The organism is Ihubacter massiliensis (assembly GCF_024125305.1).
Lineage (GTDB): Bacteria > Bacillota > Clostridia > Peptostreptococcales > Anaerovoracaceae > Hominibacterium > Hominibacterium faecale.
This window is the reverse complement of the sequence record NZ_JAMXVH010000001.1, coordinates 397,922-423,359: the sequence shown is the minus strand read 5'-3', so window position 1 is coordinate 423,359 and position 25,438 is coordinate 397,922. Positions and strand designations below refer to the sequence as shown.

General features: G+C 48.6%; 22 protein-coding genes. 4 read left to right on the top strand and 18 right to left on the bottom strand.

Going from position 1 to position 25,438, the window contains the following annotated elements; genetic code table 11:
- Position 1: 1 nt before the first annotated feature.
- Positions 2-1,645 carry an AMP-binding protein gene (locus tag NIA71_RS01935; protein WP_148394698.1) on the bottom strand — a complete coding sequence of 548 codons (1,644 nt, stop codon included), beginning with the start codon at positions 1,643-1,645 and terminating at the stop codon, positions 2-4.
- Between the two features lie 106 nt (positions 1,646-1,751).
- Here NIA71_RS01935 and NIA71_RS01930 point away from each other — a divergent pair, with 106 nt between their 5' ends.
- Complete coding sequence (locus tag NIA71_RS01930) at positions 1,752-2,699, top strand: S66 peptidase family protein (RefSeq protein ID WP_227755047.1); 948 nt, start codon at positions 1,752-1,754, stop codon at positions 2,697-2,699.
- Between the two features lie 13 nt (positions 2,700-2,712).
- On the opposite strand, the gene NIA71_RS01925 is transcribed toward NIA71_RS01930, so the two are convergent.
- Positions 2,713-4,422 (bottom strand): AMP-dependent synthetase/ligase, encoded by a 1,710-nt coding sequence (locus NIA71_RS01925; protein WP_253019578.1) that lies wholly within the window; start codon positions 4,420-4,422, stop codon positions 2,713-2,715.
- Positions 4,423-4,641: 219 nt separating this feature from the next.
- Here NIA71_RS01925 and brnQ point away from each other — a divergent pair, with 219 nt between their 5' ends.
- On the top strand, positions 4,642-5,919 hold the full coding sequence (brnQ, locus tag NIA71_RS01920; RefSeq protein ID WP_227755045.1) for a branched-chain amino acid transport system II carrier protein: 1,278 nt from the start codon (positions 4,642-4,644) through the stop codon (positions 5,917-5,919).
- Positions 5,920-5,978: 59 nt separating this feature from the next.
- Positions 5,979-6,683, top strand: coding sequence for a purine-nucleoside phosphorylase (gene deoD / locus NIA71_RS01915; protein ID WP_253019577.1), 705 nt, complete (start codon positions 5,979-5,981; stop codon positions 6,681-6,683).
- A 4-nt stretch (positions 6,684-6,687) separates the two neighbouring features.
- Here deoD and NIA71_RS01910 read toward each other — a convergent pair whose 3' ends face one another.
- The 4 genes from NIA71_RS01910 to NIA71_RS01895 are packed head-to-tail and all read right to left on the bottom strand — an operon-like array spanning position 6,688 to position 9,720.
- Positions 6,688-7,455, bottom strand: a complete 768-nt coding sequence (locus NIA71_RS01910; protein ID WP_148394688.1) for a hypothetical protein — start codon at positions 7,453-7,455, stop codon at positions 6,688-6,690.
- Between the two features lie 13 nt (positions 7,456-7,468).
- The gene (locus tag NIA71_RS01905; RefSeq protein ID WP_227755044.1) at positions 7,469-8,608 is read right to left on the bottom strand and encodes a WG repeat-containing protein; all 1,140 of its coding nucleotides are present in this window, start codon (positions 8,606-8,608) and stop codon (positions 7,469-7,471) included.
- 13 nt (positions 8,609-8,621) lie between these two features.
- The gene (locus NIA71_RS01900) at positions 8,622-9,347 is read right to left on the bottom strand and encodes an ABC transporter ATP-binding protein (RefSeq protein WP_148394684.1); all 726 of its coding nucleotides are present in this window, start codon (positions 9,345-9,347) and stop codon (positions 8,622-8,624) included.
- 1 nt (position 9,348) lies between these two features.
- A complete protein-coding gene (locus tag NIA71_RS01895; RefSeq protein WP_148394682.1) occupies positions 9,349-9,720 on the bottom strand; it encodes a GntR family transcriptional regulator in 372 nt (123 codons plus the stop codon).
- Between the two features lie 156 nt (positions 9,721-9,876).
- On the opposite strand from NIA71_RS01895, the gene NIA71_RS01890 reads away from it, so the two are divergent.
- The gene (locus NIA71_RS01890) at positions 9,877-10,245 is read left to right on the top strand and encodes a metal-dependent transcriptional regulator (RefSeq protein ID WP_148394680.1); all 369 of its coding nucleotides are present in this window, start codon (positions 9,877-9,879) and stop codon (positions 10,243-10,245) included.
- Positions 10,246-10,346: 101 nt separating this feature from the next.
- Here the strand turns inward: NIA71_RS01890 and NIA71_RS01885 are convergent, their stop codons facing one another.
- The 12 genes from NIA71_RS01885 to NIA71_RS01830 all read right to left on the bottom strand — a co-directional run bounded on the left by NIA71_RS01885 (position 10,347) and on the right by NIA71_RS01830 (position 25,397).
- On the bottom strand, positions 10,347-10,508 hold the full coding sequence (locus NIA71_RS01885; protein WP_227755043.1) for a hypothetical protein: 162 nt from the start codon (positions 10,506-10,508) through the stop codon (positions 10,347-10,349).
- The gene (gene dltD, locus NIA71_RS01880; RefSeq protein WP_148394678.1) at positions 10,465-11,643 is read right to left on the bottom strand and encodes a D-alanyl-lipoteichoic acid biosynthesis protein DltD; all 1,179 of its coding nucleotides are present in this window, start codon (positions 11,641-11,643) and stop codon (positions 10,465-10,467) included. The genes NIA71_RS01885 and dltD overlap by 44 nt, the downstream gene beginning before the upstream one ends.
- Before the next feature lie 4 nt (positions 11,644-11,647).
- The gene (dltC, locus tag NIA71_RS01875) at positions 11,648-11,878 is read right to left on the bottom strand and encodes a D-alanine--poly(phosphoribitol) ligase subunit DltC (protein WP_148394676.1); all 231 of its coding nucleotides are present in this window, start codon (positions 11,876-11,878) and stop codon (positions 11,648-11,650) included.
- Between the two features lie 18 nt (positions 11,879-11,896).
- Positions 11,897-13,054, bottom strand: a complete 1,158-nt coding sequence (gene dltB / locus NIA71_RS01870) for a D-alanyl-lipoteichoic acid biosynthesis protein DltB (protein ID WP_253019576.1) — start codon at positions 13,052-13,054, stop codon at positions 11,897-11,899.
- Positions 13,054-14,574 carry a D-alanine--poly(phosphoribitol) ligase subunit DltA gene (dltA, locus tag NIA71_RS01865; RefSeq protein WP_227755042.1) on the bottom strand — a complete coding sequence of 507 codons (1,521 nt, stop codon included), beginning with the start codon at positions 14,572-14,574 and terminating at the stop codon, positions 13,054-13,056. Before dltA ends, dltB begins: the two co-directional genes overlap by 1 nt.
- Before the next feature lie 390 nt (positions 14,575-14,964).
- Positions 14,965-16,422: a polysaccharide deacetylase family protein gene (locus NIA71_RS01860; RefSeq protein WP_148394670.1), complete on the bottom strand. Its 1,458-nt coding sequence runs from the start codon at positions 16,420-16,422 to the stop codon at positions 14,965-14,967.
- An 84-nt stretch (positions 16,423-16,506) separates the two neighbouring features.
- Positions 16,507-17,583, bottom strand: coding sequence for an A/G-specific adenine glycosylase (gene mutY / locus NIA71_RS01855; protein WP_253019575.1), 1,077 nt, complete (start codon positions 17,581-17,583; stop codon positions 16,507-16,509).
- Between the two features lie 22 nt (positions 17,584-17,605).
- On the bottom strand, positions 17,606-18,535 hold the full coding sequence (gene cysK / locus NIA71_RS01850; RefSeq protein WP_148394666.1) for a cysteine synthase A: 930 nt from the start codon (positions 18,533-18,535) through the stop codon (positions 17,606-17,608).
- A gap of 125 nt (positions 18,536-18,660) precedes the next feature.
- The gene (locus NIA71_RS01845) at positions 18,661-19,935 is read right to left on the bottom strand and encodes a ComF family protein (RefSeq protein ID WP_253019574.1); all 1,275 of its coding nucleotides are present in this window, start codon (positions 19,933-19,935) and stop codon (positions 18,661-18,663) included.
- Positions 19,916-20,980: a DNA-processing protein DprA gene (locus tag NIA71_RS01840; protein ID WP_253019573.1), complete on the bottom strand. Its 1,065-nt coding sequence runs from the start codon at positions 20,978-20,980 to the stop codon at positions 19,916-19,918. The genes NIA71_RS01845 and NIA71_RS01840 overlap by 20 nt, the downstream gene beginning before the upstream one ends.
- 296 nt (positions 20,981-21,276) lie before the next feature.
- Positions 21,277-23,112, bottom strand: a complete 1,836-nt coding sequence (locus NIA71_RS01835; RefSeq protein ID WP_253019572.1) for an extracellular solute-binding protein — start codon at positions 23,110-23,112, stop codon at positions 21,277-21,279.
- A gap of 44 nt (positions 23,113-23,156) precedes the next feature.
- Positions 23,157-25,397 carry an ATP-binding protein gene (locus NIA71_RS01830; protein ID WP_253019571.1) on the bottom strand — a complete coding sequence of 747 codons (2,241 nt, stop codon included), beginning with the start codon at positions 25,395-25,397 and terminating at the stop codon, positions 23,157-23,159.
- Positions 25,398-25,438: the final 41 nt, after the last annotated feature.

Below are 25,438 nucleotides of genomic sequence, written 5' to 3'. Positions count from 1 at the left end.
TCTAAAGTTTATTGTGCTGAATTTTTCCGCTGATGGTCTTGGGCAGTTCTTCCCAGAATTCGATAATTCTCGGATATTTGTAGCTTGCCATCTTCTTTCTGGCATAGCGCTGAATCTCTTTTTTCAAATCGTCCGTACCCTCAACACCGTCAATGAGTACAATACATGCCTTAATGACCTGTCCGCGGATTTTTGCGTGTACGGAAGTGACTCCGCATTCCAGCACATAAGGCAGCTCCATCAAGACACTTTCAATCTCAAAGGGTCCAATCCGATATCCCGCTGATTTGATGACATCATCATCCCGGCCCACGTACCAGAAATAACCGTCCTCATCCCGCCAGGCCGTGTCTCCCGTATGGTAAATCCCATCATGCCAAGCCTGGCGAGTCATTTCCTCGTTCTGATAGTAACCGTCAAAAAGACCGATTGGGATTCTCTTATTGGTGCGGACTACGATTTCTCCCGTTTCTCCCGTTTTGGCAGGTTTTCCGTCTTCTCCAAGGAGATCGATATCATAAAGAGGGGTTGGTTTTCCCATGGAACCGGCTTTGGGCTTGGTACCTTTCAGGGTTCCGATGGCCAGCGTCATTTCCGTCTGTCCGAATCCCTCGTGGAGCGACAGCCCGGTTACGCTTTTAAATTGGTTGAACACCTCGGCGTTGAGTGCTTCTCCTGCTGTGGTGGCATGCTTTAAGGCGCTGAAATCGTATTTGGAAAAATCCTTTTTAATCATCATCCGGTAGACGGTCGGCGGCGCGCAGAAGGTTGTAATCTTATATCTGGCGATCATGTCCATGATCTCTCCCGCATCAAAACTGTCCATATCATAGGTAAATACCGGCGCTTCGCACAGCCACTGGCCGTAAAGCTTTCCCCAAAGTGCTTTGCCCCATCCGGTATCGGAAATGGTAAAATGGAGTCCGTCCGGATCCACCTGATGCCAATATTTGGCCGTTATAAAGTGACCCAGTGGATACTGGAAAGTATGGGTGGCGATTTTGGGATAGCCAGTGGTGCCGGATGTGAAGAACATAATGGATGGATCCGTGCCTCCCGCATATTCTTCCGGTACGAAGGGCTCGCTAAACTGCTGAATCCCCCGATCAAAGGATTCCCAGCCTTCCCGCTTTCCTCTGGCAATGATTTTTATCACACTGTTTTTCGTGTTTTCCAGAGCCAGCTCCACTTGATAGGCCACGTTATCGTCTGCCGTACAGACGATGGCTTTCACTCCCGCCGCTTCGAAACGATATTCAAAGTCGTGCTGTTTCATCAGGTTGGTAGCCGGGATCGCCACCGCCCCCAGCTTGTGAAGACCCAGGATCGCGAACCAGAATTGGTAATGGCGCTTTAAAACCAGCATCACCCGATCCCCTTTTTTGATGCCCAGGGACTGGAAATAGGCCGCTGCTTTTGATGAATACTTGCTCATGTCATCAAAGGTCAGCTCCCGCGTTCGTTTGTTCTTTGCGATATGGAGCATGGCCAGTTTGTCCGGCTGGCTCTGAGCCAATTTATCCACAATATCAAAGGCAAAGTTGAATCTATCGTAATTTTTAAACTGAATGGATTGAAGCGCTCCCTTGTCATCTTCCGTCACATCAATATATTCTTCGTAAATAAAGTTTCTGTTTTGTTCCATTCTATCACCTCATTTCAGTATATCTTGACTATTATACTACTCTCATCTTCTATTTTCCACCATAAAAAAATATAATTAGAAATATTAAGAAAAGGAGTGTTGAACTATGCTTAGAAGACCCCAGCCATTAAAAAAAGGCGATCAGATCGCCGTCCTCGCGCCATCTTCCCCGGTTTCAAAAGAGGCCGCAGCTCTGGCCGCAGACTCCATCCGATACCTGGAACTTGAGCCGCTGATTATGGAAAGCTGCTTTCTCTCCTGCGGCTATCTTTCCGGCCCGGATGAAAAGCGGGCTTATGACATCAACCGCGCTTTCACCGATCCTGCTGTTCAAGGGATCTTTTGTATCCGGGGAGGGTACGGCTGCGCCAGACTGCTGCCCCTTTTGAATTTTGACGCCATCCGAAGGCATCCGAAAGTCTTTGTCGGTTTCAGCGATATTACGGCGCTTCACCTGGCTTTCAACCAGCTGTGCGGCTTTGTCACCTTTCACGGTCCCATGCCCGGCGCCGGGTATAACCGGCTCGATCCTTTTTCCGTCGCAAGCCTGAAGAAAAATCTATTTTCAGACCAGCCCCAGGGAGCTGTCATCAACCCGCCGGGCCATCCTCTGAACGTCCTTTTCCCCGGCCAAGCCTCCGGCGCCGTGGTCGGCGGCAACCTCTCTTTGCTGATCTCCACTCTTGGTTCTCCTTACGAAGTGGATACTAAGGACAAAATTCTCTTCATCGAAGAAGTCGGCGAGCAGCCTTACCGATTGGATCGCGCCCTCACTGCTCTTTCGCTGTCAGGAAAGCTCCGCGATTGCAGCGGCATTCTTTTAGGCTCCTTTACAAAATGTCAAGAGCCCCCGGCAGCAGCGGATTCAAACCGCATGCAAACTGCCGAAAGCTCTTTTCATCTTACCAATATGTTTAAAGAAATCATAGGACCATGGGAAAAGCCCACCCTTTACAACCTGCGGGCCGGTCACATTGACCCCCAGATCACCATCCCTCTGGGAGCGGAGGCAAGCTTTGATACTGACCGCCTCAGCCTTCATTTTTCAGGCTGAGCTGGTATGGCCTTTACAGGTTGTCTTGCCGCTTGATTTTATGGGTTGTTGTTTTAACGAATTCGCTGTCCCGGATCACCACATGGCGGATCCGTTTGTAATTAGGAAGCTTTTGATTCATTTCTGAGATGATGCCTTTGATCAGATCGTAGACCTGTTCATCGTCAGCCCCATTGGGGAAGGCTTCTTTAATCGCCTCGTAATCAGGCCGAACCTGGACGGCCACCGTGGTTCCGTCCCCCGTTTCCACACCTTCCAGGCCATAGACCATGCATTCTTCCACATAGGGGATTTCGCTCACCAGCTGCTCCAGTTCTTCCGGATAAATATTCTTTCCGGTCTTGGTTACTATTACATTTTTCTTTCTTCCGGTAATGTAAAGCCACCCCTCCGGGTCCATGAATCCCAGATCTCCGGTGTGAAACCAACCGTCCTCCAGGACCTGGGCCGTCTCCTCAGGCATGCCGTAGTAGCCCAGCATGACATTGGGTCCGCGATAGAGAATTTCACCGATTCCCTCTTCATTGGTATCTATGATTTTAATCTCGCCCTCCGGGATCACCTTGCCCACAGAACCTGTTTTTTTATACTTCTGTTCGCCGTCCGGCGTTCCGGCAATGATCGGCGCTGTTTCTGTAAGCCCGTAGCCTTGAGCTACCTCCAGACCCAGATCATGAAACCCTCTCAATACTTTTGGATCGATACCTGCGGCGCCGGTTATGATCATCCTCAGCCGCCCTCCAAAATTGTCGTAAATATCCCGGAACAATTTCTGACGTTTATCGACTCCTATCCTCTGCAGGGATCGATTGAGCTTAATGGCTGCCTTCAGTGCTTTGACACGTTTGGTCTTTTCCACCTGCTTCCACAGCTTGGCATAGATAGATTCAAAGATCAGGGGCACGCCCACCAGTATGCTGGCCCGCGCTTCCACCATGTTTTTGGTTACATGCTTGAGTCCTTCAAAGAAAGCCACCGACCCGCCCTGATACAAAACGGTCATGATATCCACCGTTGATTCAAAGGTGTGATGGATTGGTAAAATGGAAAGGGTTCTGTCGTCCGGCCGAATCTGCACCACTTTGCTGATATTTTTAATGTTGGAACAAAGATTGCGATGGCAGAGCATCACGGCTTTTGGAACCCCCGTTGTTCCAGATGTAAAGAGCATGATCCGCGCAGCTTCAGAATCAACCTGAGCATCCAGATATCTCCGGTCTCCTCTTGACAAAAGCTTTCTTCCCTCAAAGAGCAGGCTTGCCATATCCTTTTCATCAAAGGGCACATCCTCATTGCGGTACAGTTCAAATTTCATCTTGACGGGAATATCCAGATCCTGTACATAGCTTTCATAAGATGAAGCGTAAAAGATTCCTTTGCATCCTGCGGCAGCGGCCAAATTGGCAATTTCCTGCCGGCTCAGTTCCTTGTCCAGCGGAACAACGGTCCCCACTCCGTTTACGATGGCAAAATAGGAAAGGATCCATTCGTAGCAATTCTCTCCAATTATGGCGATCTTTTCACCCACAAGCCCCAAATCCACCAACCTGGTTCCCAGGGCGTTCATATCCTTTTCCAGTTTTTTATAGGTGACTTCGTGATACTTTCCCCCTTTTTGCCTCTTAATGAGAAAAGCCGGTGCTTCCTTATATAATTCTGCTCCTGTGCGGATCATGTCCCGCAGATCCTTGATCTCCCGCACCTGGTACAATTCTTCGGTCATAGTTCTTGTCTCCTCTCGTTTGCCGTTTTGAAAAACCCGGCATTCATGTTTAGTTTCGCCGGGTTTATACAAATATATCATTTTTCTTTTGTGAAAGCAATGAATTTTCTTATTGCTTTTGATGCCTGTATATGATACCGTAATTTGGTTAACGGTATTGAAACTGTACATACTAAGACTTTAGACATCACATCCAATTCAGAAAGGATCTTCGACATTATGAAACAACGATTTACCGATCAGCTGGTCGTAGGTTTTGCCCTCTTTTCCATGTTTTTCGGGGCAGGAAACATCATCTTTCCGCCTTACCTGGGCATGGGATCGGGCAGCAGCTGGTTCAGCGGTTTCTTTTGCTATTATCTGGCGGATATCGGCCTGGCCGTATTTGCGATCTTTGCCATCATTCGCAACGGCGGCGATGTGGACCGGATCCTTGGCCGCATCGGGCGTATTCCGGGAAAAATCATGTTCGCGGCCATTATCCTGTGTATCGGCCCCCTGATCGCCATTCCCAGGACCGGAGCTACTACCTACGAGATGTTTGCGGCCCCTGTTTTCGGCCGCATCGGTTCTGTGCTTCCCACCGCCGTATTCTTTTTGATCGTTCTCCTGCTGACGATCCGTGAGTCTTCTGTTATTGATATTATCGGCAAATTCTTGACGCCATCTCTGTTTATCGGCCTGATCATTCTGATTATCAAGGGCATCGTCACCCCCATGGGCCCCATCTCCGAGACGCCTATGCTGGAAAATGTGGCCGTTGACGGAATCAACGCCGGCTATCAGACCATGGATGTGCTGGCGGCTCTGGCCTTTGGCATTATCATCGTCAAAACCGTCACAGAAAAAGGATATACCGATACCCGGCTCAAATATAAAGTCGTATGCAATTCCAGCCTGATTGCGGCACTGGGATTGCTGCTGGTCTATTGCGGCCTTACTTACCTGGGCGCAGCCGCATCCACCTTTTACAACTTGGATGTCAACCGCTCCCAGCTGATCATCGACATCATTGAACATTTGATGGGAAAAACCGGAGTGGTGGTTCTGGGAATTGTGGTAGCTCTAGCGTGCTTGACCACAGCCGTGGCCCTGGTCAGCGCCAGCGCCGACTATTTTTCCCAATTATCAAAAGGAAAGCTGGGATACAAAAGCTTAACCATCGCCATCTGCCTTTTCAGCGCGTTTGCAGCTAATTTCGGCATCGATCAGATCGTCACCATCGCCCAGCCGATTCTCAGTCTGATTTATCCGGGCGCGCTCACGCTGATCTTTCTGTCCTTTTTCCCCAGGCAGATACGAAACGACAATATCATACGGGGAGCTGTCATAGGCGCCATTATCGGCAGCCTCTGCGAAGTCCTTTACAGTCTGGGAGTTTCTTTTGAGTTCGTATCCCATCTGCCTCTTTCGGATTTTGGCTTTGGCTGGATGATCTTTGCGGCCGCAGGCGGAGCAGTCTCTGCCCTGTTTCTGAGAAAGGACAGAAGTTCTTGAAAGATCCGGTATGGATGATGTATGATAAACGTATACGAAATTGAGAAAGGATGAAACTTATGAGTACACATATTAATGCCGCAAGCAAAGGCGATATCGCGGAAACAATCCTGCTGCCGGGCGATCCGCTGCGGGCGAAATTCATTGCCGAAAACTTTTTGGAAAGCCCCAGGCTTTATAACGAGGTGCGGGGAATGCTGGGATACACCGGTACCTATAAGGGCGTTCCGGTATCGGTCCAGGGAACAGGCATGGGCATGCCCTCCATGGGGATTTATTCTTGGGAATTGATCACAGAATATGACGTGCAGAATCTGATCCGCATCGGCACCGCCGGTTCCTTCCATGAGGACATCAAGATCAAAGACCTGGTCATCGGCGTAGCCGCTTCCACGGATTCCAATTATATTCATGCCTTCAACGTGCCGGGAAACTATGCGCCCAGCGCCAGCTACAAGCTCCTATCCAAAGCGCGCGATGCATCGGAAGCGCTCAAAATCCCCTTTAAAGCCGGAAACATCGTCTCCTGCGACGTCTTCTACGAGTTCGGCGACTGGTGGAAAAAATGGGCTGAAATGGGCATCTTAGCCGTAGAAATGGAAGCGGCCGCTCTCTATATGAACGCTGCCTACAATCGGGTCAACGCTCTGGCCATGATGACCATCAGCGACCACTTCGTTACCGGTGAACGCTCCACCACCGAAGAGCGTCAGAAATCCTTTACCGATATGATGAAATTGGCTCTGGAAATGGCTGTTGAATAACCTGCTAATTTACTTCCAATCGTTTTGAAAGCAGTCGAAGAATCAAATAGATTAGAAATATCAGTGTCGCCGCGCCCATTAAAGCTACTCCAGTCAGGCTGAGCAGCACATATGGTCCGGCGGCTTTTTCTATGATCAAAACCCCAAGCCAGGTCTCAGATACTGGAATTGCCAGAGCAGCCCCATAGATCAATATGCCCAAGGGCACCTTTATTCCATGCGGCCTTATGGAGTGAACGATCGCTGCTGCCAATAGAATGGAAGCGCAAAAGACCATGTCCGCCAGCAAAAGAATCCCAAATAATTCCAGACAGATGAAACCAATCTGCTCTGCCAAAATCCCTCCCATAACTACAGACTTTAAATCCATATCGAGCATGACCGGCAGCCTCATTCCATAGGAAGCCGCCGAGGCCGAAGCCAGAACAAGTCCGCACAGTCCCGCCAGTTGGAGCAGATAGAGCTGAAAGCCTCCGGTCAGCACCTTACCCCAGACCATTTTCCGGTACGAAACCGGCAGGACCATATACAAGCTGGCGTTTTCTCCCAGCATGCTGCTGTAATAGAGTTTTGCCGCTCCCATCAGAAAGAACGCGACTGCCCCTCCCAGGATTGCCGAAAGAACTCCTATAAACAGGCGGCTGTCTGTCTCAAGAGAACTCTGCCCCGACGCAATAAGCAGTATGATCACTGCTGCAAGGAGCAGCAGCATCGATGCGGTGAATTCTCTTTTGGTCATTCGAATATTTAAAGCGATCCATTTATATAACATGTGAATTCCCCCTTTACCTGGCAGGCAGCTTGAGTACGCCTGACTGCTTTCCATAAGTCACTTCTGCCTCGCCCTGGTTTACAGCTCCCGCCTGATCAAAACAGGGAGGCACCACATACTTTCCTTCATGATCCAAATATCCGTACTTTCCGTTTTCGCCGCGCCACAGACAATAGCCATCCTGAAATCCAACCGGGTATTCCGGATCTGCAAACCCGCCCCTGCTATAACAAGGCACCGTAAACAGCGTATTTCCCTCTTGATCAAAAAAGATCCCTTTTTGCTGCCGTATGATGCAAGCGATGCCTTCTGAAAAGTCGCTTCCCAGCCCCGCCTCTTTTTTTATAACGGCCTTCCCCTCTTTATTGATGTAGGTCAGTGTTTTTCCTGCCTTGATTTTGGCCAGCCCCTCATGGAAAGCCGCCGCTTCTTCCATTTCTTTGACAGGCTGAAAGTCTTCATTGAGAAGGACATAGCCGCTTCCGGTTTGGGCGCTCCAAAACCCTTCGCTGTAATCATCGAGATAAGCATATTCATCCGAATTAAAAAGCGTCTGGCCGGACTTAATATTGATCACGCGAATTTGCCTGGTCCCGGACTCCTCATCCGGTTTACTCTGCATGATGATACAATCCTCTTTATTGCTGGGATACAGTTCATCCGATCCGTCTTCGGCAGACCGGCATTCAAACATGACCTTTCCCTGGGGATCCACTATTTTTCTAATCCCATCTTTTTTTACGGATGCATAGCCATTTCTAAATGGATAGCCCGCATCATATTGGGGCGCAATCACTTCTTTACCCTCTTGGTCCACGTATCCGGTGAGCCCGTTTTGAACAACCAGAATTCGATCATTGACACAGACGGGGTTAAACGCCTGATACTTTTCCGGTAGCATCACCTTCCCTTGTGCGTCAATGAGACCGATTTCTTTTTCACTGCCCGCTGCATAAAGCCCCTTGGCGCCTTCAATGACCGATATCTGTTCATATTTTCCAAGAGGGATCACCCATTCCTGCTTTTTCAGCAGCTCCAGCTCTTGATCGATCCGTTTTGCCGATACCCCCGCATATACGCTGGTTCCCGCTGTGATGGCAATCAAAGCCGCCAAAACAACATAAATCCATTTTATCTTTTTCAATACACACATAATTTCTGTCCTCCTAAGACAATTCTTTAACCAGATCCTCCAGCGAAATTCCATGCCGTTGCCGGATGCAGTCGCATTCTCCAAACTCTACCAGTTCTCCATGACTGAGAAAAATAACCGTATCAAACAAGCGCTCAATTTCCGCAATTAAATGGGTAGCGATCAAGATGGTGCCTTTTGGATTAAAGCTTTCCAGAATCTGTTCTAAAACCACGTCTCTGGCTCCCGCATCCACCCCCGCCAGGGGCTCGTCCAAAAGATAGAGTCTGGCATTCCTGGACATGGCCAGGCAAATCTGCAATTTGTCGATCATACCCTTGGACATTTGCCGTATTTGGGCCTGCGGTGAAAGGCTAAAGCAATCCAGCAAATGCTCCCAGGTGTCTTCATTAAAATCTTCAAAAAAGGTTTTATAAAGATCGCTGGCCTGGCGGCATGTCATTTGAGCTGGAAAACAGTTTCTGTCCGGCGCATAGGAGACCAAAGCTTTCGTTTTGTGGGATGGTTTTTCCCCTAAAATCCGCACTTGGCCCTCATACTGAACATAAAGACCGGCCAGGATTTTAATGAGGGTCGTTTTTCCGCTTCCGTTGGGCCCCAGCAAACCAATGATACGGCCTTGGGGAAGCTCTAAAGAAATATTTCTCAAGGCACGGATACTTCCAAAAGTTTTGGACAGTCCCTCAATAACCGCCACCGGCGGTTCCTCAACCAGGGTCAATTTTCTTTCTGTTTCCATATCAGCCTATCCTTTCCCTGCATTCCGTTTGAAAAAAAGCAGCCGTTTCTTCCTCCGTGAATCCAAGGGCCTGCATCCGCTCCCGAAATTGATGGACAGCCAGCTCAGCTTCTTTTTGCCGCTCCCGTTGGATCAGGCTCATATCCTTAGTCACGAATTTGCCGATGGTCCGCTCCGATTGGATGATTCCCTCCCGTTCCAGTTCTGTCAGTGATCTTTGTACCGTATTGGGGTTCACTCCGAATTCCAGCGCCCAATCCCGGACCGACAGGATTCTCTGGCCTGGTTTTAATTCTCCTGCAATGATGCTCTGGCGTATTTTGTCCATAATCTGAACGTAAATAGGGCTGCTATCCTTTAATTTTTTATCCATTTCCCTCCTCCAAGTTCTTTCGTTTGCCCTTATGTACTAATCAATTAATACAATAGCACAATAAAAACCCTCTGTCAATGGATTTGTTGGTTTTCTTTATAGGGTCCTTGTGGTATACTTAGTTTATGAAATTGAAGGATTTAAGGAGGGAAACCATTGAAAATACAGGAATCAGCAGAAAATTACCTGGAAGCCATCTTAATGATCAGAAAAGAAAAAGGACAGGTTCGCTCCATCGACGTTGTCAATGAGCTGGGCTTCTCAAAACCCAGCGTCAGTGTGGCTATGAAGCAGTTGGAGGAAAACGGATATATTGAACGGGACTCTGCCGGATACATTTCTCTGCTCCCTCCGGGAAAGCAAATCGCCGAGTCCATCTTTGACCGTCATAATACGCTGATTAAAATTCTCACTCACCTGGGCGTCAGCGAAAAAACGGCCCGAACCGATGCCTGCAAGATCGAACATCACATCAGCGATGAAACCTTTGATGTGCTCAAAAAACATTGCCGGCAAATCCTCTAAGATTATATGAGCCGCCCGCCCATTTTTACCCATAAAAAAACTGCTGCACAAAGCGAATCATCTTGCTTCATGCAGCAGTTTTTTCAATTGCATATCCAAACTTAAAACTGTGCGTAGATAAACTTTGGTGCTGTTGACAGATTGGCCAGCATAAAGTATCCGTAAATGATCATCATCAAGGCATAAAAGAGCAGCACATATTTACCGTACGCCCACACTTTACTGTTTTTTAGTTTTTGCCGCAAAGTCGTAAATGCTTTCATCTACATCCAGCCATCCTTTCCATCCCAAGTGAACCTTATCGATAAAGTAGTAGCGTGTATATTCTTCCTTGCTGAAATCCGCCACCCGCACGCCGAACTCGCTTGCCAGCTCGCGGATCTTCTGATAATAGATTTCCCGTTCTTCCTTTGGAAAACCCAGATGGTCGTACCAATATCCGTTTACCGGCTGAAGGACCAGCATCGGTTCAATGCCCGTCTCCTGACAGATTTTGAGAAAACATCGCAGATCGTTATATTCCGGCGATTTAGCGTATGAAGAATGAATCGCAGAATCCTTTTTCTTTTTAAGTTCCGGCAGAATTTCTCTCATATATACCCGGTGATCCACGTAGAAAGGATTGTCCTTTACGGCCTTGATCCCCTCTTCTTCGGCTTTCACATTATAAGCCTTCCAATCCGGCTCTTCTGTACGATACTTCTTATTGGGATTATATTCTTTCACGTTTTTGACCTTAGCAGCTGCATATATACTTAACTTGCTCTTCTCTGCTAGAAATTTCCGATAAAATCGTACGTATTGCCTGTCCGCCAAAGATGCATCTCCGGTCATAAAAATACGTTCGTATTTTTCCACCCGCTCCAAAGTGGGAGGATCTCCCTTCAGCAGCTTTTTGCTGCGTTTTATGATGTATTCCTTCGATTCTTTGGAGATGTGCTTGTTCTGCAGCATGGCAATAAAATTATCCTCAGAAAAACGGGAAGCATATGCAGGCGCAAGAACGCCTTTCTTTTTAAACCACTGCGGGGATAAGATCAGCACAACCTTTTTGTTTTTTACGCCGTCTTCCACAGCCGCCAGCTCAACCGAATGGAAAAGAGACTGGTAATACCCGGCTCCCACCATCATCATGTGCATGGAATTGTCTTTAAACAAGTTGACCGGATGGGTGGACATATTCGTCCCATGACGAAATTCTGAGGAGCCCAAGACAAGAATCGTATTTGGATCGATGTTGGCTTTAATTTCGTCACCGGCAAAAAATTTATGCTGGTTGATCCAGGCTCCAAAAGAGTGAGGATCAAACTTGATATTTTTATCAACAAAAAAGTGGATCCCGCAGGCTGTCCCAAAAAACAAGACCAGTGCTATAAAAAATGCGGTTACCTTTTTCACCTGACTAGCTCCTTGCTTTGATCAGGGCGATAATCTTGTTTGGCGTTTCCACATCGTTTCGTTCTACTTCCGACGGAGAAATCACGATTCCGAAGTTTTCTTCAATGCCCACCAGCAGCTCGGTAAAAGCCAGGGAGTCCATGAGATCTTCCTCAAAAAGATTAATATCCAGATCTTCTCTCACTACATCGTCTTCGCAAATTTCTTCTAATAAATCCAATACTTTTTCTTCCATTTTAAATACACCTCAATTCTAAATTAGTTCTCCTGAAAACAGGAGGAATCCAAACATCACCATATTTAACGTGATAAACCATGACACCGTTTTATACCACGTCTTCTTTTTATTCTTCTTATAAAAGCCGGACTTCTTCTGGTAGATTTCAGTCAAGGCCAGAAGCACGCCATGATACAGCCCGTATAAGATATAGTTAATGGCAAGCCCATGCCAGGCTCCCATAACAAACATGTTGATAATAAAGCCAACGGACGCGCCGGTCAGCCTGGATGCGAACCATTTCCCCTTTATGGCCAGCATCATGAAACGGGAAAAGATAAAGTCCCGGAACCAGAAGGACAAGGTCATGTGCCATCTGTTCCAGAAATCCTTCATATCAATACTGATAAAAGGCTTGTTGAAGTTTTCCGGTACTTTGATTCCCAAGATATAACTGGCGCCTATGGCCATCGCGCTGTAGCCCGCAAAGTCGAAGAACATGTAGATGCCGTAGCAGTAGCTATAGCCCGCATATTCCAAAAAGCTCTGCGGATCCTGAAAAAACACCACGCCCTTATGGACCAATGTCGCCAGAATGAATTTATAAATAACCCCTATTAAGATCTTCAGCAGCCCATCGCCCAGCAGGTCCAAGTATTGCTCCCTGGTATAATGAGCCTCCCCATCTTTTATGTAGCGTCTGCTGCGATCGATGGGTCCGCTGCTGAACGTGGTGAACAGCAGCAGGAAATCGGTAAAATCCAGCCATCTGACTTCCTTGATAATGCCGTCGTAGATCTCGATGATCATCTGGGCCACCCGGAAGGTCAAATAAGATATGCCTAAAAATTGGAACAGCCCCAATGAGAATTCACCCGACACCTCGGAAATCTTGCAGAGAATGAGGGGCAAAATGCTCAAAAAAAGAAAGATCCGGTAAACCGCCGCGCTCCGGTTGTCCCCCTGGGCCAGCCTCAGCTTCAGATAAGCTTTGACCAGCACAAACTCCAGAACATAAAAAGCGATTAAAAACAGAAGCTGTACTTTATTGGGCCACATCACAAGTCCGATCATAAGTACGGATGCGGCCGTCCTGTAACCGCGGAGGGACTTACCCCTAAGTCCCAAAACCGCGGCAGGAATAAAAAGCAAAATCATTAATAGAAAAAACTGTATACTTCCAAAGAAGCTCATTATGCAAGTCCTCCCAGCTGTTTGCGGTCCACCTTGCCGTTATTGTTCATGGGAAGGTTTTCCATGTGTACGATTTTCTTTGGAATCATGTAGGCCGGCAGGAACGCCTTGAGCCGTTCTTTCATCTCTTTTGAAAATTTAAAACCACTCTCCGGCTTGGCACATCCGGTTACAAAGGCAGTCAGGCTCTTCACTTTCCCCTCTTTTATGTTGGGTACTACGACCGCATGGGATACTTCTTCCAGACGGGCAATGTTCTTCTCAATGTCCTCGATCTCGATTCGATATCCGTTGAGCTTAATCTGCAGGTCGATCCTGCCCTGATAGTGAAGATTGCCCTGTTCATCCAGATATCCCTTGTCGCCGGTACGATATGCGCGGCAGCTTCTGCCGTTCTTCATACAGTTGAAAAATGCCTTTCTGCTCAGATCTTCTCTTCCGAAGTATCCGGCGCTGACCGTATCGCCGACGATGATGATCTCTCCCGACTCGCCAGTATCGGCCAGTTTGCCGTCTTCCCTGTGTATTTCAAAGAAGGTGCCTGGTTTGGCAGCGCCCACCGGCAGCGGCTGAACCGTTTCTGCCAGCTCTTTGGTAACCTGTATCTCCGTAACAGCCACTGTGGATTCCGTCGGTCCGTAGGTGTTCATGATTACCGCCTGCGGGAAACGTTCCAGCAGTTTGAGCGCCGTTGAGTTGGTCAACGTTTCCCCGCAGAAGAGGAATGTTTCCATCTTAGGCATCAGTTCCTGGCAAAAACTTTTATCCGCCATGCACATGTCTGCAAAGGACGGCGTGGATACCCATACTGCGGCTCCCGATTCCTTCAAAGCTGGAATGAGCCTCTTGAAGTCCAGCTGCACTTCTTTATCCAGAAGATAAAGGGTGCCTCTGCTCGCCAGACACGTATAAAGATCCATCACGGAAAGGTCGAATGAAAACGGCGCCTGGTTAAGAAAAACTTTTCCCAACTTGTCCGCAGCGCAGGTTCCCAGCCCCACTGACCAATCCAGATAATGGTTTAGATTATCTGTGGTAATCTGTACGCCTTTAGGCGTTCCGGTACTTCCGGATGTGAAAATAATATAGAATACATCTTCTCCGCTCACATAGCAGCTCTCGTCGATCGGTTCCTTGGTCCGCTCGATGATCGCTTTTGTTTCCTCCAATGAAATAACGCCTTTCACGTCGGCTGTCATTTCTTCGAGGGCAAAAACCATGGATGGCTGCGCAGTTTTAATCGTATCCTCCACTCTTGTGTCCGGAATGGAAATATCCAGCGGGCAATATGGCCGGCCCGATTTTACAGACGCAAGAAAACAGAGGATCATGTATATCCCCTTGTGGCCGTAAACAACTACAGGGGCTTTGCTGCCCCTACAGCGTTCCTCGATATAGCTTGCAAGACGGCTGGAAAGATCGTCCAGCTGCGCGTAAGTGAAAAAGCTGTCTCCGGATTGGATTGCAATGTCCTGCCCATGATTCTGGGCATAGAAATGTAAACGATTTAAAATATTCATCTTAATTCACTTCCCTTCAACTTATCTGCATTCACACAATTTCTGACAGAGCACACTACCTCTCTGTTATTCCAAGTGTACTACTATTTGTAATACACTGTCAAGTTATATTCGTTTAATTCTTTCTTAAGACTTTCTTACGTGCCTTTTTTCGGCAAAAGTGGCTCAAAAAACTCCTTGTATCAACGGGTCTCGAACCTGTGAAGCCGGTCCGCCGCCTGGATGCAACTCCTCATAAAATTACCCGCAAGGAAAGGTATCGTCCAAAAATACTAGCGAAACTTTTGGGCGATACCTTTCTATCACTCTTGTATATCTTTTGCGCGGCGCACTCTTAGCATTTTCCAGAGTGCGGCCGCGCATTGCCTGTAAATGCTGGAACTGGCTGTCCTATTTATTCAAGTAAAAATATCCGTATCCGTATAGCTTTCCGTTTTTAGGAGTTTCGTTATATTTGTACTGTAAAAGCTCGCTGACGGTAACCAGCTGATAGCCGCTTTCCAGCAGCCATGGGACCAGTTTTTCCGTCGCTTCTGCCGTCGAGTCGTAGATGGAGTGCATGAGGATTACCCTTCCATCTAAATTCTTGACGCCTTTTACGACTTTTATAACACTTTTGGCCTTTCTGCTCTTCCAGTCCAGTGTATCCACAGACCAAAGTATTATCGGCGCCTTTGCATATTTTTCTACGGCCTTGCTGCTGTTACCATACGGCGGCCGGAATACGGATGAGGTCTGCCCGCAGGCTTTTTTCAAAGCCTCATTCGTCTTATCGATCTGTTCCTTCACCTTTTTATCGGACAACTTTTTCAAATTTGGGTGGGACCAGCTGTGACTGCCCACTTCCATGCCCAACTCTGCTTCCCGCTTAACAACCTCCGGATACATGGACACATTCTGTCCCAATTCAAAGAAGGTTGCGACAACGCCATACTTCTGCAGGCAATCCAAAATCCGGTTGCTGCTTTTAGGTAGCGGTCCGTCGTCATAGGTCAAGGCCACCATTGGCTTTGATGGATCGATCGCGCGGGTGGCAATTTGTTCTCGAATCGTTCCTTTTAAATCCTTATAACTGATCTCTGCGGATATTGACCCTTCTTCTGCGTTTATCACGCTGCCCGCATCAAAATAAAATTTGACACCGCTATCGGTGAGGACAAATTTATTAAAATTCTCTTCTGAATCTGCAAGGGCTTTTTCATATCCCTTAACCAATCTGTCCTTGTATTTGTCCTGAAAATACTTGTTAAAGTACTGGGAACAGAAGCTCCTGTATCCCGGATTGAAAATTTGAATCGCCGTCAGGGGCCGTCCTGTGGCAGAAGAAAAATTATAAGTGTATACATTCGAAGAAACGGTCTGCATTTGCCGTTCTTTTTCCGCTCTCTGTTCCTGTGAAAAAACTACGCCTACCGCCCCCAGATCGGATTTGTAAGTATCATAGTCCATGAGCATTGCGATCTTATCTTTATCCGTAGCCTTTTTATGCGCCTCGGCAAACTGGGTACGCAGATCTTTAACGATGCCATTAATATAAGTATCGGTCACCTCCTGTCCCACTACCGGATATTCCATCGCTGTGGAAAGGGGCGTACCGTATTCTACCACTTCTTTTGCGGAACCTACGCCTTTCGGTTCATCGATCTCTTTAAAAAAGGACGAGGCATACGCCTTAAAGCTCTTTTCATCTTTATAGCCGTCACTTGAAAATAAAGCTGCTACAATTACGATCGCTGCAATCACACACACAATGATCAAAAGAACGGCGAGTATTTTATGGAGCTTTTTCTTTTTCTGCTGTTGCTGCATTCTGTTTACTTTTCTTGTCTCTGCATTTGTTTCTACCATGTTTTCCCCCTATAAATCTTCTTTTATTGAATCGCCCACATTATAACATAAACTTATGTTCTTTTATACCACCTTTTTCGTTTTTTAAGCATTGTTAAGGTAATGTTCAGGGTCATCCGTCAGGAATTGACGAAAAGCGGTGGGAAGCGCAATTCTGCTGTACAATTCATGTATCTTGGGCCAGTAAAAATTATCTGAAGCCTCATTGCACCGAAAATAGTAGCAGGACATATGCCATTCCACATGGCTGAATATATGTTTGCGAAAGGTTTCTCTTTCCAGTTCAGCCAGACTGCATCCCCAGCTTTCGGCCACAGCCGCCGCCTCCGATGGCGATCGTTTTCCCTCCACATTGGGGAACTCCCACATACCTGCCAGCAGGCCGGCTGTATCCCTTTTTCGCACTGCGATTTTGCCTTCACAAGACAAAAGAAAAACAGTTCTCTCTTCGATACGCCGCGGCTTTTTCTTTTCTTTGACCGGCAGTTCTGCCTCTGTTCCATGCTGATGAGCAAGGCAAAATGCTTCTGCCGGGCAAAGCTTGCACTTTGGAGGCCCGGAAGGTACGCAGACAATCGCACCCAGCTCCATGAGGCTCTGGGTGAAATCTCCGCAATCTTTTTTTGGGTACACCTTTTCCAGCTTTGCTTTTACATACTTTTTGGTTGCAGGCTTGAGGATATCGTCGTACATCTCTATAATTCTAGAAATCACTCTCAGGACATTGCCATCTACGGCAGCAACCGGTTCATCGAAGCAGTTGGACGCGATTGCTCCGGCAGTGTATTCGCCAATTCCCGGCAGTCTTAGTATCTCACTGTATTCGGATGGAAATACGCCGTTATTTTCAAATACGATCATCTTTGCGGATTTCTGCAAATTTCTGGCCCGATTATAATAGCCCAGGCCTTCCCATAATTTTAAAAGATCGGCTTCATCACAGCGGGCTAAGTCTTCGATCCTCGGCAGCTTTTTCAGAAAACGATGATAATAGTCTTTTACTGCTTCAACTCTGGTTTGCTGCAACATAATTTCAGAGAGCCATATATGATAGGGCTCTCTGTCTTTTCTCCAAGGAAGTTCTCTTGCGTTTTCCCGATACCAAGGAATCAGCGCCTCCGGGAGCTTCTTCAATAATTCTGTTCTTTTTTCTTGGGTCATCTCTTTTTTCTTTCGTAAATTTTTAGTCTTCAAACAAGGGCGTTGAAAAATATCGCTCAGCTGTATCCGGGAGAACTGTAACCACAGTCTTTCCCTTACCCAGTTTTTTCGCTAGTTTGAGAGCTGCCGCTACATTGGTTCCGCTGGATATACCGCACATAAGCCCTTCCATGCTAGCCAGCTTTTTGGCAGTGTCAATCGCTTCAGCATCGGTGACGATATAAATATGGTCATAAATTTCCTTGTTGAGTATCTTAGGGATTACTCCGTCGCCGATGCCCATCTGCAAATGAGTTCCAATATTTCCACCTGCTAGAATAGCTGCGTTTTCAGGCTCCACCGCCCAAATCTCCAAATTAGGATTCTGAGCCTTGAGCACTTCTCCGATGCCGGTGATCGTGCCGCCGGTACCGATTCCGGAACAGAACCCGTGGATCTCACCTTCCACCTGTTCCATGATTTCAAGGGCAGTATGATGCCTATGGGCCATAGGATTGTTCTCATTTTCAAATTGCTGCGGTACAAAGACTTTGGGATTTTCTTCTGCCATTTCCAGCGCCGTCCTCAGGCATTCGTCGATGCAGTCGCCGATATTGCCCTTATCATGGATCAGCTTTACCTCTGCTCCATAGTGACGCACCAGTTTTCTCCGCTCTTCACTGACCGAATCGGGCATGATGATGACGGTTTTATACCCTTTGACCGCTCCAATGAGAGCCAGGCCGATGCCCTGGTTGCCGCTGGTGGGCTCTACGATGATGGAATGCTCGTCGATGAGCCCTTGTTTTTCCGCTTGTAAAAGCATATTATACGCGGTCCTGGTTTTAATGGATCCGCCCACGTTGAGTCCTTCAAACTTAACCAGCACCTGGGCGCTGTCCGGGTCGTTCATCCGGTTGAGGCGTATCATAGGCGTATGGCCGATTGCCGCTAAAACATTATCATAAATCATTTTGCTGTCTTCTTTCTTTAAAATAATTTCATAGCTTTTATGATATCATTTTTGAAGCGCTTTTTGTAGGGTATTATGAAAATAAGGACACCTTATTTTCATATAAAGCGTCCTTTTGGCAGTCTTCAGAACAAGTATCGGTCTTCCTGTTCATGAAAGAACCCGGCGTCCAGATTTCTCCGTTCCAAGCCCTTTTGGTAACTTTCAATATAGGTACACGGAGCCTCTTTATTATAGAGTTCTCTGCATCCAAAGAAGGCTTCCTGAGTCGTCCGGTTAATCCGAAGCTGCATTTCACCGCCGCACTTTCTGCATCGAATCGGCTGCAGAGCGTCCTCCAAAAAACGGTTGATGTCCTGCTTGATCGCTAGTACCACGACCGTCACCTTTTTGGCTCCTGCCACGTATAGTTGTTTGGCCGCCTCTTGCGCCGTAGACCCTGACGTTAAAATATCATCCAGCAAAACGATCTGTTTTCCATCGACCCTTTTTTTCATTTCAAAGGCTCCCTGCACGTTGGCTTCCCGTTCCGCTCGGTTCAAGGTCCGCTGAGAGCCGTATTTTTTCACACAGATCAAGCTGTCAGACAGATCTTCGGCGCTGGTATCCGCGGCAATTGCCTTTGTAATTTCCGCAAAGCGGTCGAACTGCCGGCTATCCTTAGGCGGAATTCGGGTAATGGCGTCGATGCTCTCCCAAGCGGCGCTCTTGATAATCTCCCGATAAATTTCCGTAAAGATTTCAGTCTGCGCTGTATCCTCCCATTTGTGCAGAAGAACCCGTTTGGAAAGCTGATGGCCGTAAGCTCTGGGGTCGTTCTGACTGAAATATCTGCCTGCTGCGATTAACGGGCAGGTGTGCGTTTCATCAATTTCCAGCTCTGTTTGGATTGTCCGCATCAAGGTATCCTGGTCTTTCTGCTGATTTGCGTACCGTTGAACACGGCGCTCGGCCAGATAACCCGCACACTCTTGTCCTATGATTTTCTCAATATCTTCCCAGCTTTGTGCAATATGGTCCGGCAGCATGGTAATCAGCTCCGCCGGTATCTCTTCTTCCTTGCAGTAGAATATGCTGGAAATTCCGCAGTTCTGCGCCTGCTTTAAAGCTCCGCGTGAGCCTGTGATCACTACAGTCTGAGCCGATTTGCTGCCAAGCAGCTCTAAGATATGGGCATAAGCTTTATGATAAAAGAGCAGCGGTTCGAAAGGAGTCTCTTCACTGATAAGAAGCGCTTCTCCATTGCTTTTTATTTTTTTCAAACGTTCTTTGTTTATTCCGCAAAGCAAAATTTTCTTTTTCCCGATCTCCGGCAGCAGTTCCCACTTGGAGTCCCATTCTTCTGGAATCGCATCTATGTCCACAACGATTCCCTTCCAATCATTTAATGTTATAAACATATTCTGCCCTTATTCCTTTCGAAAAAATCCTCGCACGTTTGCCACTGGTATCGATCATGTTCTTTTTTACTGCCTGTATGAGATACTCTTGAAGTCTGCTCACCATCTCCCCATCGGTTCTATCGCTCTCCAGGTCCAGAGCCGCAAGGGAAAGGGCACTGAGAATCGTTTCTGCGGCGGCCGGATCGGTCGTTCCGCTTTCTGACAGCGGCGGCGGAAGTATGGAAACAATTAAGCCTCGTTCTCCCACTTGCCCCAAAAGCTCATCCTGCCGCTGCATGGCTTCATCGGGCAGGGGCGTACCGGCTGCCAAAATCGGCCGGTGCCCGTGTTCAAGAACAGCTCGCTCTCCTTCTGTTCGCCCGGCGCTGGCTGTCACTACACCGGCATTTTCCAGCGCCCTTGCCAGACGGGCCGCCTTTTCGCTGATTTCCGTTCCAAGATGATTGCGGTCCCTCATGGCGACAATAGTCTCTTTCAGCAGGCCGGCATCGCCTCTTAAAAACAAATAGGCAGGAGCATTTTCTTTGCTGCGCATCAAGCGGGGGTATTCTTCTGCGTCCCGGTCGATGACCAGATCATCCCGCTCCAATGTTTTAAAGGATTGGCGGATCTGCCTTCCTTTCATAATGATAGCTTCTTCTGAAATGTCCAACGCGTTTGCCAGCACAGCTCCGATCTCCTCAATGGGCCGGGTCAGATGGGTTTTTTCAACAGCCCTGAGAAAAATTGGTTCTGCGATTTGATCCGATCCCTGGCAAAAACAGCGTAGGGCAAAGTAATTGACAGCCTTTTGCAAATGGGGCTGTCTTAAATCGATTTCTTCTTTGTGAATTATTTTTTTCTTAGGCTTGGGCCGATGGGTCCTGCATCCATCCAGGTCATCACGAAGAAAGATCATTTCGCCGGGGCTCCTTTTTACCGGGCTCAGCTGGCCGTCTCCAACCAATTCTTCGAGCCTCTGCATGGTTACACCCAGATACTGAGCAGCCTCCCGGCCGAAGTACAGCTGATCGATCAGGTCCTTTCTTGTTTGTTCGTCCATGGCGCACCTCCTGCTCTGATTTTATCATAGGAGCGTTTCCGCCTCAATCGATTTCAGAAGAATCTGTAAATATCTCCGGCTGTAAGTGGCTGGAAGGGCAGGAATAGCTCAGGAACGGGCCACTCAAAGGAAAAGACTTGTATAGAGCGTGAACTGTCCACAAAGAGCATCGAGTTATTCCAAGAATCACGAGGGTCCTAGAGCGCCGATCTCCAAATATGTTCGGACCTCGCCCAGCTGCTCTATTCATTCAGACTGATGTATGGCGCCATTTGACTGGCCTCAAATCTGCTGTTTTACGGCCTTATAACAGACGGCTCCAGCGGGGTGAGCGGCGAGTGGGTGCTCAAGTACCCGCGCATGGCATCTATGATGGGGATATCTGTCTCGTATGCATTTCCTCTCTCTCCGATTTCATCGGCAAATCCCCTCTTGTTGAAGGCCACGGTATAACCGGCGTTCTCGTCAAGCCGTGAGCCGTCCGCCAGCGTAACCACCTTCACCGTCCCGTCCTTATTCATCTCGACCGTTAGTCCCGCAGGTATGTAGGGAAAGCCCTCGGTCCCCCCGTCTGTCACCAATCCGGTTTCTAAAAGGCCCGTGATGTCGGCGCCGGACAGTGTCAGCACATAGAGTACATCCGTACAATAATTTGGCAGCAGCGAGATGAGCGCGTCCTCATTGATATCCCCCTCGAAGATCTGCCCGCAGGCACCCCCCATATTCTCCTTGCCGCCGCGCATCACGCCCATCGAGATCATGGCGAAATCCGTCCCTGCCGCGAGCCGGATTGCCTCTGCCTGAAGCTGCACGGTTTCCTCATGGGTAAAATCACAAGCTGCGGTACCTTCAACCGGCATTCCGGTACTGAGATATTCGGCCTGAAGCTTATCCATGCAGGCGAGCACATCGGCTCTGGTACATTTTCCCTGCACCCAGTCACGCACCTTATTCCCGACTCCTATAATGACGGGCTCATACCCTGCATAGGCAAGGGTAGAGACATATCTCTGCCGTATGGCCTGTTCCACCTCATAAAACGGAGAGTCCTCCGGAATCTCACTGTTTTTCAATGGCGGTACATAGTTATCCTTTTTCGATAGAAGAGCTGTCTGGCCCTCCTGCGTGGAGAAAAACTCCATGACCCTCAGCGCATCCTCAAGCTTCTGCTCATTGCCCGGCTCCTCCAGTTCCTTCGACAGGCCAAAATATCTCTGGGGCTGTTGAATCAGCACCATATTGTCCGTCCCCGGGCCATAAAACGGCATAATGCCATACACATCACCTGTACCGTCTTCGTTTTGTGTATATCTGGAAATGGTGCCGGCATTCAGATACATAGCCGCCCCGCGGTCATAAAAGTAATTGGTTGTTTCACTGCTGCTGCGCTTTGTGTCCTCCGCATCCAGAAATCCACAGTCGATCAGTTCCTGGATCGCTTCCACCGCCGTCGACAGCCCCTCCGCCGCCGTTGCGTCTCCGTTCTTAAAGTCCTCCTCCCACTGGCGGCCTTCCGGCGTGGACAGGAATCCTGTCTTTGCCATAGTAAATACGTCGAAGAATCCGTTTCCGGGCAGTTTGAACTGGGCCGCTACCGGGTCGATTCCGGCCTCCCTGATGACCTTGACCAACGCCTTGAGCTCTTCAAAATTTTGCGGCACCTCCCAGCCGTGCTCCGCAAACATCGTCTTGTTGTAGTATAAACCCATGATTGCGGCGCTGGTCGGAAGCATATAAACGGCGCCGTCCAGTGTGACCTGATTGATATCGACCGTATTGTAGTTATTCAAAAATTCGTATCCCGACAGGTCCAAAAGATACTCTTTCTGCTTATCCAGCATCCCGAATACCGATATCGTATAAATGTCGGGGGGATGCCCTTTGTCCAGCAGATACTGTGAGTAACCGGTGCCGCTGCCCCCGGTATAACTTATGAATTCTAGCCGGACGCCGGGACAGTTCTCCTCCAACGCCGCCAGGAAGGCTGGCTGATCTATATTGAGAGAAAGCAGCGTCAGCGGCTCATGCTCGTCACCGGAAGTGTTTTCGTCGGTGGACCGGCAGCCGGTCAAACCAAGACATAACATCATGATCACGGCCGTGATCATTGCAATCGGCTTTTTCAATTTCATTTTTTAATCCTCCTCGTACGGCCTTTTTACTTTTGCTCTGTATACTAATCCTTTGTTCTGGTACGCAGTTCGACTAAAGCATGAAGCAGCTCTTCGCGTTCGATCGGCTTTGCCAGATGCCGGTCCATCCCGGCCTCAAACACGGCCCTCCGGTCCTCGGCGTAGGCATTGGCAGTCATGGCAATGATGGGTATGGTCTTTGCATCGCCATGACTGCCGGTGCGGATAGCTCTTGTGGCTTCCAGACCATCCATCACAGGCATCATCACATCCATCAGAATCACATCAAAGCTTCCTTCCGGGCGGTCTTCAAAAATTTCCAAAGCTTGCAGGCCGTTCTCCACTCCTGTTACCTCCATGCCGCACTCCTCCAGAATGTACCGGGCGATCTCCATGTTCAGTTCATTGTCCTCCACCAGGAGCACCCGCAATCCTCTTAATAAGGACACATCATCATCCGGTGCATGTTCCTGACGGAGCGGGGCTGTCACGTTGGGCAGGCACAGCCTCACGGCAAATTTGCTGCCCTGGCCCGGCGCGCTTTGCAACTCAATGCTGCCGCCCATCAGGTTCAGGAACTGCTTGACAATGGACATGCCTAACCCGGTTCCTTTATAGCGGCTCTTCGGGCTGTCCTCCGCCTGCGTAAAGGGTTCGAAAATCTTCTGCTGGAAGTCTTCGCTCATGCCGATCCCGTTGTCCTGAATGATCAGCGTGAGTTCAGAGATTCCACCGCCCACATCTTTGCCGCAGGCGGTGAATACAACCTCCCCGTCATCCGGCGTGAATTTGACGGCATTCCCCAGAATGTTGATTATGATCTGCCGCAGGCGCAGTTCGTCACCCGACAGCACCAGCTGTCCCACCCCGGAGAACTCCTTTTTCATCGTGAGGCCGCGTTCCTGTACCTGACCCGCCACCAGGCTGTAGCAGGCATCCAGCAGCGCCTCCACATAAAACGGCTTGTGTTCCAGCTTGACTTTTCCGCTCTCAATCCGTGACATATCTAGTACGTCATTCACCAGGCTTAAAAGATGTTTGGAGGATACTGCAATTTTCCCTAGGCAATCCGTCACCCGGCCGATGTCGCCAAGATTGCGCACCGCAATGTCGGTCATACCCATGATGCCGTTGATCGGAGTACGGATATCGTGCGACATGTGGGAGAGGAATACTGTTTTGGCGCGGCTGGCTTCCTCCGCGGTCTGCGCGGCCTCCTGCAGAGCGGCATTCATCTCCGCCTGCTGGTGCAGCAGCTCCTGGCTGGTCCGATAACGGACAATCAGCAGAATTGCCGTGGATATTGCCGCAAGCACCAGCAATGCGATGGCACCCATGCCGAAGAGCGTCATATTCAGAAAATGCTGCATCTGTGCGCTGACCACAGAGGATGGCACCACGCTCAAAATGGACCAGTCGTTTATGCCCATAGGCACGCTGGTGACATAATAGTGCGTATTCTCCGTGTCCGAAAATTCCATACAGCACTTTTCCCGGCTTGCAATAATGTCTTTCAGCTTCTCATAAGAGCCCTCAAAGCGAAAGGACATCCTCTCCAGAGGCTTGAGTACGTTGTAAACGTCCCCAATCACTTTGCTGTACGACTTGCCCCGATAAACCCGCGTCCCCACGCTGCTTACAAAAAAATTCTCTCCTGAGCCCTCAAAGGAGGGTACCTGGAACTGTTCGTAAAATAAATCCATATCCCGCACCACTGCAACATGTGTGAGGGTCACGCCTTCGGCCTTTAACACGACCGGAGTTTCCATGCGCAGCAGAAACACCATCTCATCGGTATTCTTGGGCGTTGTAGACAGGGTTATGACCTCCACCTGCCGTTTTGGTGAATCATTCTGGATTGACATCAGGTTTCCCTGCCACCGTACCCGGATTCCAGCGGCGTCATAATAATTGCCTGCATTGTCAAACACGAGAAAACTCAACTCATCCTGATCGTGGATCTTGACCTCAGAGACGATCCACTCCGTCAGTTCCGCCGTGCCGGATATCTGGGATGCTTTCATGCGATTTGCCAGGATCGCCGCAAGATTCCATTGTGCGTTGGCAACCGTGTCTGTGGTGGAAACCACCTGCGCCGAAATCTCTGTCATGTAAGCAGCACGCTCCTTGTAGATTTCCCGCTCCAGGGAATGGTAGAACAAAAACGTTAACAGGATAACAACGGAAAAAACCGCGATACAGCTCATAAGCAGCATCGGGAAACGGATCGCTCGGCGCACTTTATGTTTCTGCCCGGAATTCATTGAATTATCGTTGTTTTTCATATCAATTTTTCCCCCTACTGCTTTAACGGCAGCCAATAAAG

What these genes read in the sequence shown, in the direction of transcription:
- brnQ (WP_227755045.1), top strand. Translation starts at nt 4,642, where the DNA reads ATGAAACAACGATTTACCGATCAGCTGGTCGTAGGTTTTGCCCTCTTT.
- NIA71_RS01905 (WP_227755044.1), bottom strand. Translation starts at nt 8,608, where the DNA reads ATGTGTGTATTGAAAAAGATAAAATGGATTTATGTTGTTTTGGCGGCT.
- NIA71_RS01895 (WP_148394682.1), bottom strand. Translation starts at nt 9,720, where the DNA reads ATGGATAAAAAATTAAAGGATAGCAGCCCTATTTACGTTCAGATTATG.
- deoD (WP_253019577.1), top strand. Translation starts at nt 5,979, where the DNA reads ATGAGTACACATATTAATGCCGCAAGCAAAGGCGATATCGCGGAAACA.
- NIA71_RS01930 (WP_227755047.1), top strand. Translation starts at nt 1,752, where the DNA reads ATGCTTAGAAGACCCCAGCCATTAAAAAAAGGCGATCAGATCGCCGTC.
- NIA71_RS01845 (WP_253019574.1), bottom strand. Translation starts at nt 19,935, where the DNA reads ATGTTTATAACATTAAATGATTGGAAGGGAATCGTTGTGGACATAGAT.
- dltC (WP_148394676.1), bottom strand. Translation starts at nt 11,878, where the DNA reads ATGGAAGAAAAAGTATTGGATTTATTAGAAGAAATTTGCGAAGACGAT.
- NIA71_RS01840 (WP_253019573.1), bottom strand. Translation starts at nt 20,980, where the DNA reads ATGGACGAACAAACAAGAAAGGACCTGATCGATCAGCTGTACTTCGGC.
- NIA71_RS01835 (WP_253019572.1), bottom strand. Translation starts at nt 23,112, where the DNA reads ATGAAATTGAAAAAGCCGATTGCAATGATCACGGCCGTGATCATGATG.
- cysK (WP_148394666.1), bottom strand. Translation starts at nt 18,535, where the DNA reads ATGATTTATGATAATGTTTTAGCGGCAATCGGCCATACGCCTATGATA.
- NIA71_RS01900 (WP_148394684.1), bottom strand. Translation starts at nt 9,347, where the DNA reads ATGGAAACAGAAAGAAAATTGACCCTGGTTGAGGAACCGCCGGTGGCG.
- NIA71_RS01830 (WP_253019571.1), bottom strand. Translation starts at nt 25,397, where the DNA reads ATGAAAAACAACGATAATTCAATGAATTCCGGGCAGAAACATAAAGTG.
- NIA71_RS01860 (WP_148394670.1), bottom strand. Translation starts at nt 16,422, where the DNA reads ATGGTAGAAACAAATGCAGAGACAAGAAAAGTAAACAGAATGCAGCAA.
- NIA71_RS01925 (WP_253019578.1), bottom strand. Translation starts at nt 4,422, where the DNA reads ATGACCGAAGAATTGTACCAGGTGCGGGAGATCAAGGATCTGCGGGAC.
- NIA71_RS01885 (WP_227755043.1), bottom strand. Translation starts at nt 10,508, where the DNA reads ATGAAAGCATTTACGACTTTGCGGCAAAAACTAAAAAACAGTAAAGTG.
- dltA (WP_227755042.1), bottom strand. Translation starts at nt 14,574, where the DNA reads ATGAATATTTTAAATCGTTTACATTTCTATGCCCAGAATCATGGGCAG.
- NIA71_RS01910 (WP_148394688.1), bottom strand. Translation starts at nt 7,455, where the DNA reads ATGTTATATAAATGGATCGCTTTAAATATTCGAATGACCAAAAGAGAA.
- mutY (WP_253019575.1), bottom strand. Translation starts at nt 17,583, where the DNA reads ATGACCCAAGAAAAAAGAACAGAATTATTGAAGAAGCTCCCGGAGGCG.
- dltB (WP_253019576.1), bottom strand. Translation starts at nt 13,054, where the DNA reads ATGAGCTTCTTTGGAAGTATACAGTTTTTTCTATTAATGATTTTGCTT.
- NIA71_RS01935 (WP_148394698.1), bottom strand. Translation starts at nt 1,645, where the DNA reads ATGGAACAAAACAGAAACTTTATTTACGAAGAATATATTGATGTGACG.